Source organism: Desulfovibrio simplex (assembly GCF_055387835.1).
In genome coordinates this window covers 3,144,093-3,156,893 of the sequence record NZ_AP042377.1, presented here as the reverse complement: position 1 = coordinate 3,156,893, position 12,801 = coordinate 3,144,093, and the positions used below count along the sequence as shown (strand labels likewise).

Sequence of the window (12,801 nt, the reverse complement as noted above, 5' to 3'; positions counted from 1 at the left end):
GCGTATGCTTGCTTCACATCCCCTGTACATGCCCCCTCCAGGGCTTCAGACAGTGCTCAAAGGCTTTACACCCCAGTCACGCATTGAGCTGAACTTTTCCATGAAAGGACTTTTTGTCGGACTGGAAGGCTATAATCTCGTCTTTTCACGCAATGACGGCTCCCGGCTGGTTCTTGAGGACTATCTGGCACCGCCACAATCCGGCATGCAGTACGCGGTGGCTGGCCCCGGTCAGTCCCTGGCATCCCTGGTGGAAGCGGCGCACCCTGCCATCATCGTCAATGGCAAAGAGATGTCGCCTTCTTTCTTTTTTTCCTCTCTGGGCGAGGAGGGCATGCCCCAGCCCGGCATAGCCTATGTGCGCAACGCGTCTTTTCAGGACTATGGGCATGACAACCTTCATGAGGGCGTTGAATCTTTGGACGGCCTAGGCTTTAACGACGCATGGATGCGTCGCGGCAGGCTGGGGGCGGATAACGATGAAGCAGTGGGGCAAAGCCTGTTCCATACCGGGGCTGGCGGCCTCCATGCTGGCGGCTTTGGCGGCAGGCTGGACGGCGGGCTCCATACCGGGCCGGGTTCGGGCTCCGGTTCAGGTACCGGGCCGGGTTCGGGCACGGGCACAGGCCCTGGCACGGGTACGGGCACAGGCCCCGGCACAGGTACGGGCACAGGTACGGGGCCGGGCACTGGTACGGGGCCGGGGTCGGACCCTGGGTCTGGCGGGCCAGATCCAGGCACAGGGCCAGGCACTGGCGGAGGAACCACAGGCCCCACCGCTGTGGCTGCCCATGCCAGTCTGACCGAAGACGATACTGATGTAGCCGGCCAGATCCCCATGCCGCAGAACGCGGCGGGACATACCCTGTCCTTTGTGGCGCAAAGCGGCATTCCGGGCCAATACGGAACCTTCAGCGTGGATGCCAACGGCGCCTATTCATACCAGCTGAACAACACACTGCCCAGCGTACAGAGCCTTGGGGCAGGCCAGACACTCACAGAAACATTCACCTACACAGTAGGCGACGGCGCGGGCGGCACCACCTCCAACACGGTCACCATTACCATCAATGGGCTCAACGACGCGCCCACTGTCGATTCCGCGGCCACCTCCATACTTGAAGACCAGGACCACACCACAGGCACGCTGCCCACGCCGCAGGATATCGACGCAGGCGACTCCCCCCAGTATCTGACGCAGACAAACTCGGCAGGCCTGTACGGCAACCTCAGCCTCAATGCCGATGGCACTTATACCTATACGCTGGACAACAGCCTGCCCGCCGTCCAGCAATTGGGCACTGGCGACTTTTTGACGGAAACGTTCACCTATACGGTGGATGACGGACACGGTGGCACTGCCTCCGGCAATCTTGTCATCACCATACACGGAACCAACGACGTGCCCACAGTGTCGGCCGCCACTGCTTCGGTGGACGAGGACGGTCCTGTGCTCATGGGCGTTCTGCCCACGCCCCACGATGTGGACGCGGGCGATGTGCCGCAGTTCGTGCCGCAAACCGGCAGTGTGGGCGCATACGGCGTGCTTACCGTGGATGCCCAGGGCAACTACAGCTATGTTCTGGACAACTCGCGCCCGGAAATTCAGGCGCTCAGCCAGGGCGACACGCTTACAGAACAATTTGTTTTCACCGTTACGGACGGTCAGAGCTACGTCAGCAAAACACTGACCATCACCATCAACGGCACCAACGACGCTCCCACCGTGGCGGCGTCATCAGCCTCGCTGACCGAGCATCAGGGTCTTGTGGGCGGAACCTTGCCTGCGCCGCACGATGTGGATGCCAATGACACCCTGAACTTCATTGAGCAGCACAACGCTCCCGGTCAGTACGGCCGCTTCAGCGTGGATGCAGCCGGAAACTATACCTACGTGCTTGACTACGCCGCGCCCGATCTCCAGCATTTGGCCGAGGGGCAGCAACTTACCGAAGTTTTTACCTATACGGTGTATGATAACCATGGTGGCATGGCTTCCAACACCATTACCATCACCATCAACGGCACCAATGACGCCCCGAAAGTCAGCGCGGCCACAGCTTCCATCAACGAGGATGATCCCAGCATCAGCGGCACCTTGCCCACCCCCACGGACGTGGACGCAGGAGATGTGGTGCAGTTCGTGCCCAAGACAGATGCTCCCGGCCAGTACGGCAGCTTCACCCTGCATGCGGACGGCAGCTACGCCTACACGCTCAACAACTCCCTGGCCGCAGTGCAGCAGCTTGGTGTTGGCAGCCAACTCATCGAAACATTTACCTATACCGTCACGGACCAGCACGGCGCCACAGCATCCAACACCATCACCATCACCATCAACGGCACCAACGATGCCCCGCAGGTCAGCGCGGCGGTCGCTTCCATCAACGAGGATGATCCCGGCATCAGCGGCACTTTGCCCGCTCCAACGGATGTGGATGCGGGCGACAGCGTGCAGTTTGTGCCTCAGGCAGATGCTCCCGGCCAGTACGGCAGCTTCACCCTGCAGGCGGACGGCACATACTCCTACATACTCGACAACACCCTGCTGGTTGTCCAGCAGCTTGGCGTGGGAGCGCATCTCACCGAGACCTTTACCTATACCGTCACGGACCAGCACGGCGCAACGGCGTCCAACACCATCACCATCACCATCAACGGCACCAATGACGCTCCGCAGGTCAGCGCCGCCGTCATCACCGTCCCCAGTGATGCCACCGACGTCAGTGGAACCCTGCCCATGCCCACAGACGTGGATGCGGGCGACATCCCGCAGTACATAGCGCAGAACACGGTGGGCCAGTTTGGCACCTTCACCCTGCAGCCCGACGGCAGCTACACCTTTACCCTCGACAACTCCCTGCCTGCGGTGGCGCAGCTTGGCGCGGGCGACCAGCTTTCCGAAACTTTCACCGCCACCGTAACAGACCCCCACGGGGCCACATCGTCCAGCACCATTACCATCACCATCAACGGCACCAACAGCGCGCCGCAGGTCAGCGCCGCCACTGCGAGCATCTTTGAAGATGATGCGGGCATCAGCGGCATCCTGCCCACACCCACGGATGTGAACGCGGGAGATGTGGTGCAGTTCGTGCCCCAGGCAGATGCTCAGGGCCAGTACGGCAGCTTCACCCTGCAGGCGGACGGTAGCTATACCTACACCCTCAACAATGCCCTGGACGCTGTCCAGCAACTCGGCGTGGGAGCGCATCTCACCGAGACCTTTACCTATACTGTCACGGACCAGCACGGCGCAACGGCGTCCAACACCATCACCATCACCATCAACGGCACCAATGACGCTCCGCAGGTCAGCGCGGCCGTCATCACCGTCCCCAGTGATGCCACCGACGTCAGTGGAACCCTGCCCATGCCCACAGACGTGGATGCGGGCGACATCCCGCAGTACATAGCGCAGAACACGGTGGGCCAGTTTGGCACCTTCACCCTGCAGCCTGACGGCAGCTACACCTTTACCCTCGACAACTCCCTGCCAGCGGTGGCGCAGCTTGGCGCGGGCGACCAGCTTTCCGAAACATTCACCGCCACCGTAACAGACCCCCACGGGGCCACATCGTCCAGTACCATTACCATTACCATCAACGGCACCAACAGCGCGCCGCAGGTCAGCGCCGCCACTGCGAGCATCTTTGAAGACGATCCCGGCATCAGCGGCACCCTGCCTACGCCCACGGATGTGAACGCCAACGACGTGGTGCTGTTCGTGCCCCAGGCAGATGCTCCCGGCCAGTACGGCAGCTTCGCCCTGCAGGCGGACGGTAGCTATACCTACACCCTCAACAATGCCCTGGACGCTGTCCAGCAACTCGGCGTGGGAGCGCATCTCACCGAGACCTTTACCTATACTGTCACGGACCAGCACGGCGCAACGGCGTCCAACACCATCACCATCACCATCAACGGCGCCAATGACGCCCCGCAGGTCAGCGCGGCCGTCATCACCGTCCCCAGTGATGCCACGGACGTCAGTGGAACCCTGCCCATGCCCACAGACGTGGATGCGGGCGACATCCCGCAGTACATAGCGCAGAACACGGTGGGCCAGTTTGGCACCTTCACCCTGCAGCCTGACGGCAGCTACACCTTTACCCTCGACAACTCCCTGCCTGCGGTGACGCAGCTTGGCGCGGGCGAGCAACTTTCCGAAACATTCACCGCCACCGTAACAGACCCCCACGGGGCCACATCATCCAGCACCATTACCATTACCATCAACGGCACCAACAGCGCGCCGCAGGTCAGCGCCGCCACTGCGAACATCTTTGAAGACGATCCCGGCATCAGCGGCACCCTGCCTACGCCCACGGATGTGAACGCCAATGACGTGATGCTGTTCGTGCCCCAGGCAGATGCTCAGGGTCAGTACGGCAGCTTCACCCTGCAGGCGGACGGTAGCTATACCTACACCCTCAACAATGCCCTGGACGCTGTCCAGCAACTCGGCGTGGGCAGCCACCTGACCGAAACCTTTACCTATACCGTCACGGATCAGCACGGCGCAACGGCGTCCAACACCATCACCATCACCATCAACGGCGCCAATGACGCCCCGCAGGTCAGCGCGGCCGTCATCTTTATTCAAAATGATGAAACCAGCGTCAGCGGAAATCTGCCCACGCCCACAGACGTGGATACGGGCGACATCCCGCAGTACATAGCGCAGACCATTGCTGGCAACTTTGGCACTTTCACCCTGCAGCCTGACGGCAGCTACACCTTTATCCTCGACAACTCCCTGCCAGCGGTGGCGCAGATCGGCACAGGCGGCACGCTTACGGAAACGTTCACCGCCACCGTAACAGACCAGCATGGAGCAACCACGTCCAGCACCATAACGCTCACCATTCATGGCACCAATACCGCACCGCAGGTCAGCGCGGCGGTCGCGTCCATCAATGAAGATGATCCCGGCATCAGCGGGACTTTGCCCACGCCCACGGACGTGGATACGGGCGACAGCGTGCACTTCGTGCCCCAGACAAACGCTCCCGGCCAGTATGGCAGCTTCACCCTGCAGGCGGACGGCACCTATACCTACGCGCTGAATAATGCCCTGTCGGTCGTCCAACAGCTTGGCGCTGGCAGCCAACTGACCGAAACCTTTACCTTTACCGTCATGGATCAGTTCGGCGCTACGGCGTCAAACACCATCACCATCACCATCAACGGCACCAATGACAATCCGCAGGTCAGCGCGGCGGTCGCGTCCATTAATGAAGATGACGCCAGCATCAGCGGCACTTTGCCCACGCCCACGGACGTGGATGCTGGCGACAGCGTACACTTTGTGCCCCAGGTCAACGCTCCCGGCCAGTACGGCAGCTTCACCCTGCAGGCGGACGGCACCTATACCTACGCGCTCAACAACGCTCTGGCCGCAGTGCAGCAACTTGGCGTTGGCGCTCAACTGACCGAAACCTTCACCTATACCGTCACGGATCAACACGGCGCTACCGCCACCAACACCATCACCATTACCATCAACGGCGCCAATGACGCACCACAGGTCAGCGCCGCCGTGGCCAACATCAATGAAGATGATGCCGCCATCAGCGGCACCCTGCCCGCCCCCACGGACGTGGATGCTGGCGACAGCGCGCACTTCGTGCCCCAGGCCAACGCTCCCGGCCAGTACGGCAGCTTCACCCTGCAGGCGGACGGCAGCTATACCTACGTGCTGAATAATGCCCTGTCGGTCGTCCAGCAGCTTGGCGTTGGCAGCCAACTCGCTGAAACATTCACCTATACGGTCACGGACCAGCACGGCGCTACCGCCACCAACACCATCACCATCACCATCAATGGCGCCAATGACGCACCGCAGGTCAGCGCCGCCGTGGCGCCCATCAATGAGGATGATGCGGCCATCAGCGGTACCTTGCCCACGCCCACGGACGTGGATGCTGGCGACAGCGTGCACTTTGTGCCCCAGGCCAATGCTCAGGGCCAGTACGGCAGCTTCACATTGCTTGCGGACGGCAGCTATATCTATGCGCTCAACAACGCCCTGGCCGCAGTGCAGCAGCTTGGCGTAGGCGCACACCTGACCGAAACATTTACCTATACGGTCACGGACCAGCACGGTACTACGGACACAAATACCATCACCATCACCATCAACGGCGCCAATGACGCACCGCAGGTCAGCGCCGCCGTCATTTTTGTCCCCAATAACCTCACGGACGTCAGTGGAACCCTGCCCATGCCCACAGACGTGGATGCGGGCGACGTACCGCAGTACATAGCGCAGAACACGGTGGGCCAGTTTGGCACCTTCACCCTGCAGCCTGACGGCAGCTACACCTTTACCCTCGACAACTCCCTGCCAGCGGTGGCGCAGCTTGGTGTAGGCGACCAGCTTTTCGAAACATTCACCGCCACCGTAACAGACCAGCATGGGGCCACATCGTCCAGTACCATCACCATCACCATCAACGGCACCAACAGCGCGCCGCAGGTCAGCGCCGCCACTGCGAGCATCTTTGAAGATGATCCCGGCATCAGCGGCACCTTGCCCACACCCACGGATGTGAACGCCAGTGACGTGGTGCAGTTTGTACCTCAGGCCAACGCTCCCGGCCAATACGGCAGCTTCACCCTGCAGGCGGACGGCACCTATACCTACGCGCTGAATAATGCCCTGTCGGTCGTCCAGCAGCTTGGCGTTGGCAGCCAACTGACCGAGACATTTACCTATACGGTCACGGATCAGCACGGCGCTACCGCCTCAAACACCATCACCATCACCATACACGGCGCCAACGACGCACCGCAGGTCAGCGCCGCCGTGGCATCCATCAATGAAGATAGTCCCAGCATCAGCGGCACTCTTCCCACGCCCACGGACGTGGATACGGGCGACAGTCTACACTTCGTGCCCCAGGTCAACGCTCCCGGCCAATACGGCAGCTTCACCCTGCAGGCGGACGGCAGCTATACATACGCGCTCAACAACGCCCTGCCGGTCGTCCAGCAGCTTGGCGTGGGGCAACATCTCACTGAAACCTTCACCTATACGGTCACGGACCAGCACGGCGCTACCGCCTCAAACACCATCATCATCACCATCAACGGCGCCAATGACGCACCGCAGGTCAGCGCCGCCGTAGCCAGCATCAATGAAGATGTTCCCAGCATCAGCGGCACCCTGCCCACGCCCACGGACGTGGACACGGGCGACACGGTAAGCTTCCTGTCCCAGGCCTCCACCCAGGGACTCTACGGCAACTTCACCCTGCAGGCGGACGGCAGCTATACATACGCGCTCAACAACGCCCTGCCGGTCGTCCAGCAGCTTGGCGTGGGGCAACATCTCACCGAAACATTTACCTATACGGTCAAGGATCAGCACGGCGCCGCAGCCTCCAGCACCATGACCATTACGATCAACGGAACCAATGACAATCCCGTCATTGGTTCCGTTGTCACAACGCCCTTGAAGGAAGACAGCATCCTGACGTCCTCCGGCACGCTTACGGTGACGGATGTGGATTTGGGCGACACTCCCGTGTTTCAGGCGCAGAACATGGCCGGACTGTACGGTAGCTTTGTGCTCAACAGCAACGGCGCATACGTCTATACGCTCAACAACAGCCTGCCTGCCGTGCAGGGTTTGGGGCATGGCGAACAGCTTGTGGAAACGTTTACCGTGGCAGCCAATGACGGGCACGGCGGCATCGCCGCGCGCACGATATCCTTTACCATCAACGGCACCAATGACGCGCCTTCGGTTGGTTCCGCCACGATGAGCATGAACAATGCAACGGACAAACTCTACGGCAAACTGCCCACGCCCACGGACCCGGACAACACGCTCGACAATATCATCAGCGACAATGTCACCTTTATCGCGCAGCCGCATGTGCATGGCAAATACGGTACGTTCTCGCTGAATGCTGACGGCTCATATGTCTACAACCTTAACACTGGACTGTTGTCTGTTTTGTTGCTTACACTGGGAGCCACACTCACGGATAAATTCACCTACACAGTCACGGACGAGCATGGCGCAACCGCCAGCAACGTTCTTGACATCGTCATTACAGGAGGGCTGCTGGGCAGCATCAGCCTCACTACAGTGCTTGACGGCGCAACAAGCCTGTTGGGCAACCTGCTGGTGCCCGAATTTTCCAATGCCACATTCTCGCTGCAAAGCAGCCCGCAAGGGCAGTACGGCACGCTTACCCTCAACAGCAACGGCACATATACCTATAACCTCTCGGCTCAGGGCATAAGTGAAAGCCAAAAACTCGGTGAAGGCGAAACCTCCACAGACGTTTTTATGGTAAAAGTCACATCCGGCCTCAAGTCCGTGGTCACCCCGCTGACCATCACCATCGTCGGTTCCAATGACGCGCCGACAGTCCAGCCATCCCAGCTTTCCGTTTCAGAAGACGACGTTGCCGCCATGTACGGCCAGCTTGTCATGGCTGACCCGGACAGGTCGGACACGCCAAGGGCCGTGCCCCAGACCACAGAAGGCCAGTACGGCACCTTCTATCTCAACCCCAACGGATCATACACCTATGTGCTGAACAAGGACTCCGCCATCGTAAAGGCCCTGAATAACGGTGACACGCTTGACGAAGTCTTCACCGTCACCGTGGTTGACGGGCATGGCGGCGCAGCTCAAAGCACCGTAACCGTGACCATTCACGGCTCCGGAGAGGCCCCCCTCATGCAGGGCACGAGCGCCATGCATCTCTTCTTTGCCCCCGATGAAGCGAACGCTTCGGCCAACCATGAGCAGCTTCAGGCTGCCACAGAAGACCACAACGCCGCCGCCCGGAGCAGCCATGACGCTGCCCACCATGCCGACTCCAATGAGAGCGTGCCAGTGGCCGACAACAGTACGCAAACCGGGCACGAAAACATCCAGAGCGACACTCCCGCAGCCGCAGCCACGCCGGAAACTGCGGAACATGCCCCCGCTGAAACCCATACTGCCTCCACGGCGGAGGACAGCGCCCAGGAACAGGCGCACGCGGGTATGGATGCGACACACAAGGATACGGCGAACACGGATGCGGAGCACGCCAATGCAGCCAACGCTAATGCCGAACACACGGACGCCATACATGCAGACACCACGCGCACAGATGTGGATCACACGGGCACGGGCAACGCGGAATCAGAGCACGCCGCGGCCGCAACCGACGCCCCCACCGCGCATATCGACACCCTGGATGAAGAACTGGCAGACAGCTTCATGCACGACCAAACCGGCCCCCTGATCATTGACATTGAAGACGCCCTGCCCCCCGCCGCACAAGGAACCGGCGGCGCAAACAGCGCACAGCCCCAGGCCTTGCAGGACGACAGCCTCTTCCCCATAGCAACGCAGAACCCGGGAGCCCTGGCGAACGCCGCCGACGCTGCGGCGCACGACGCCATGGCGGCATCTCCGGAACAGCCGACTCAGGCGCAGACCGAGAGCACAAGCCCGCAACCGCAAAGCCAGGAAGCTCAGGCCGCCACCACCCCTGCCACCTCGCCCCCAGGGGCGGACATGATGGAAAGCGAAGCCGACCAGATGGCCGTGTTGCAGCACCTGACGCAGAACGGCCACTAGAGCATTTTAACTTTGAAAAAGTGTACCGCAAGTCGCATTTTTCGGCTGAGTGAAAACTTTGAAATGTGAAGCATTTCAAAGGTAATCTGCTCTAGTAGAGTACAAAGGGCATGCGGCTCTGGAGCGGGGATTCCAAACACCGCGTCGCCCAGGCAACGCGCCATTGCAAAGGTTCTCTGCGCTGCATCTTCGCAGACAGCAAAAACCAGTGAAGGCCGGGAATCTTTCCCCGGCCTTCACTGCGTATGTATGTCATAAAAATCCTGCCGCGCGGGCTATTCCTTCAATCGCCCGGTCAGATCCGCCAGCCGCTGCGTGAGCGCCACCAGCTTGTCCGTCTCATGCCTGACCTCTTTCATTGACCTGGCAGTGCCCTCCATAACATCATTGACCTCGACGATGGAACGGTTGATCTGTTCGCTGGCCACGGACTGCTCCTCGCTGGCTGCGGCAATGGCGCTGACTCTGCCCGTGGTGTCTTCCACCGTCCCCACAATGGCGTCAAGCGCCTGGCCAGACTCTCCGGCGAAACCAGTGGCCTGCTCAATCTGGTTCACGGCATTGTCCATTGAGGCCATGCTCTTTGAGGTGCTTTGCTGAATGGCATTGATGGCGTTGCCCACATCATTGGTGGAACTTACTGTTTTTTCAGCAAGTTTACGCACCTCGTCAGCCACCACCGCAAAGCCGCGCCCGGCTTCGCCTGCGCGGGCGGCTTCAATGGCGGCATTGAGGGCCAGCAGGTTGGTCTGGTCGGCTATATCTGAAATAACATTCATAATTTCCGTAATGGCCTTCGCGTGGTTGTTCAAAAGAACCATATCGCTCTTGAGAGCCATAGAAACCTCGTGCACTTCCTCAATGCTCTGCGTGGCGTTGCGCACCACCGCAGCGCCCTCATGCGCCTTGTCCCGCGTCTGCGTCGAGGCTGTTGAGGCGTTGGCCGCGTTTTGCGCCACCTCGCGCACTGTGTCGGTCATTTCATTCATGGCCGTGGCAACCTCGCCCAGCAGGCGCGAAGCACGGGCCGTGTCATTGTCCGAGCGGCCTATGCCGGCCACCAGCCCTTCGGCAATGGCGGCAAGCTCCTGCACCGATTTTTCAAGCTCCAGCGCCGCCGCTTCCATGCGCTGGTTCTTCTCGGTAATGACCTGCTCGGCTTTTTTAAGGGCCGTCATGTCCACATAAAGACACAGGCCGCCAAGGCAGGTCCGGTGCTCGTCATACACGGGAAAAACATTGGCCAGCACGTCGATGCGCCTGCCTTTGTGCCCCGTTATTGTCACGGAAAGATTACGAAAGTTCTGGCCTTGGCGGATGCTCTTGCCCACGGCAGTCTCGCGGCCGGGATCATTGTAAAAAAGCTCGGCCAGGGTCTTGCCAAGGCAGGCCCCCACCGGCCCGTCGATCTCGAGCATATCCAGGCATTCCTGATTGGTGTGGGTTGCGCGCTCGTTAACGTCCACCAGCAGATAGGGCAGGGGCATGCCGCCGAGTATGCCGTGCAGCACGCCGCTGGCGTGGCATGCCTTGCTGGCAAGCTTTTCAGCGGCCGCATACAGTTCCTTCAGTTCCGCAGAGTCCCCTGGCCCGGTACAGCATGAAGACCGGCCCGAAGACCCCGGTTCGCAGCCGCCGCGCAAAAAGATCGTCAGAGCCCGAAACGCCCCGCCATAAATCAGCCGCGCCCCCAGGCCCATCACAAGCAGTACGGCGAATCCGCCCGCCGCAACTCCCCACAGGGGGGCTGCCGCCGCTCCGGTCACAAGACCAATACCCCAAACAATACCGGTGGCAACGGCCAGAGCCGACAAGCCCAGACCCCATATTTTATGATGCGGCGACATGAGACCTCCCATATAGGTAAGGATACGACAATCGTTATTTAATAAATTACTTTTTTCACAAATAAACTGTTACACACGGTTGAGAAAGAAATTTTTCCACTGTTTTTAATGAGGGATACGTTTTTTTGGAGCCCGGGACTGCATACAAAATTACAATAAGAGAAGCACTGCGTCCACCGGACAGGTCCCAACGGCGCGCACATAGCATACCACTTCGCACTTTACTGCGAAAGCTTCCTATCATACTGTAGTTACGGCGTTTTTCCAATTTTCTTTATTTTTATGCAAAACACAAGTTTTTCTTTTTGGCGCGAAAGTCTTGACAAGTTCCATATGGTGAGCTAGTTGGATGCATTCAAAGTGGACGACAGCACCTGTCGCCACTACATCCTGATGCGGAACGCAGTTCCAGCGGGGTGGCCTGAATAGGCCCCCTTTTTTTTGTCCCTGCGACGGTCCATGCCCCGCACAAAAGGAAAGAATGACTGATCAAGCCCTGAGAGAAACCGTCATACGTCTGGCCCAACCCGTGGTTCACTCCCTCGGACTCGTTGTCTGGGGGGTGGAGATAGCCCGCGCCGGGCGCACCCTTGTGCGGCTCTTTGTGGATGTGCCTACCGCGCCCCAGGCAGACGAGCATCAGGCAGCCCCTGGCGGCACGGCCGTTTTGTCCGCCGCTGGCGTCAGCGAAGGCTTCGCGCCATCAGACCATCGTCCTGACGAATCTTCCGACGCTTCCGCTCCAGCCGCCCCCCTGTCAGCCACCATTGAGCAGTGCGAAGAAATTTCGCGCCATCTGGCGCTTGCGCTGGAAGTGGAAGACAGCATCCCCGACGCCTATGTGCTGGAAGTTTCCACGCCGGGCCTGAGCCGGCTGTTTTTCAGCCTTGAGCAGATGGCCCGCTATGTGGGCGACGTGGTCGAGGCACGGTTGCACACCCCAGTGGCCTCCACCGATCCGGCGGCCCACGGCGGCCCGCGCCGCATCTGGCGCGGCACGCTGACGGCTGTGGAAGAAGAGGGCTTTGTGCTCGCGCCCGTTGCCATCAGCCCCGAAGGCCACGTGGAGGACGAAAACCATCCTCCCGTGTTTCTTCCCTGGAGCTCTGTGCGCCGGGCCACACGCATGTATATTTTCAAGCAGCCGCAAAAGCCGGGCAAAAAACCTGGCAATAAACCCCGGGGAAAAGACGCCCCTGCGGGCAAGGGCGGACAGACGGCCAAAAAAAAGGCCGCTTCAGGCAAAAAGACGGGCAACAGCGTTGCCGATAACGATCATACGGCCAGCTGAGGCAGGCCCGAAAGCCGCGCTGCGCGGCAGTTACGGGCGGCCCATGCGCCGCAGCCGGAACAAGCGAT

3 protein-coding genes are annotated in these 12,801 nt (G+C 60.3%); 2 read left to right on the top strand and 1 reads right to left on the bottom strand.

The window, feature by feature from the left end; all coding sequences use genetic code 11:
- Positions 1-4: 4 nt before the first annotated feature.
- Positions 5-9,595 carry a VCBS domain-containing protein gene (locus ACZ5DH_RS12845; protein ID WP_464254646.1) on the top strand — a complete coding sequence of 3,197 codons (9,591 nt, stop codon included), beginning with the start codon at positions 5-7 and terminating at the stop codon, positions 9,593-9,595.
- A gap of 275 nt (positions 9,596-9,870) precedes the next feature.
- Here the strand turns inward: ACZ5DH_RS12845 and ACZ5DH_RS12840 are convergent, their stop codons facing one another.
- A complete protein-coding gene (locus ACZ5DH_RS12840; RefSeq protein ID WP_464254645.1) occupies positions 9,871-11,442 on the bottom strand; it encodes a methyl-accepting chemotaxis protein in 1,572 nt (523 codons plus the stop codon).
- A 481-nt stretch (positions 11,443-11,923) separates the two neighbouring features.
- Here ACZ5DH_RS12840 and ACZ5DH_RS12835 point away from each other — a divergent pair, with 481 nt between their 5' ends.
- Complete coding sequence (locus ACZ5DH_RS12835; protein ID WP_464254644.1) at positions 11,924-12,733, top strand: ribosome maturation factor RimP; 810 nt, start codon at positions 11,924-11,926, stop codon at positions 12,731-12,733.
- Positions 12,734-12,801: the final 68 nt, after the last annotated feature.

Coding starts and splice junctions, on each gene's coding strand:
- ACZ5DH_RS12845 (WP_464254646.1), top strand. CDS start 5: ATGCTTGCTTCACATCCCCTGTACATGCCCCCTCCAGGGCTTCAGACA.
- ACZ5DH_RS12835 (WP_464254644.1), top strand. CDS start 11,924: ATGACTGATCAAGCCCTGAGAGAAACCGTCATACGTCTGGCCCAACCC.
- ACZ5DH_RS12840 (WP_464254645.1), bottom strand. CDS start 11,442: ATGTCGCCGCATCATAAAATATGGGGTCTGGGCTTGTCGGCTCTGGCC.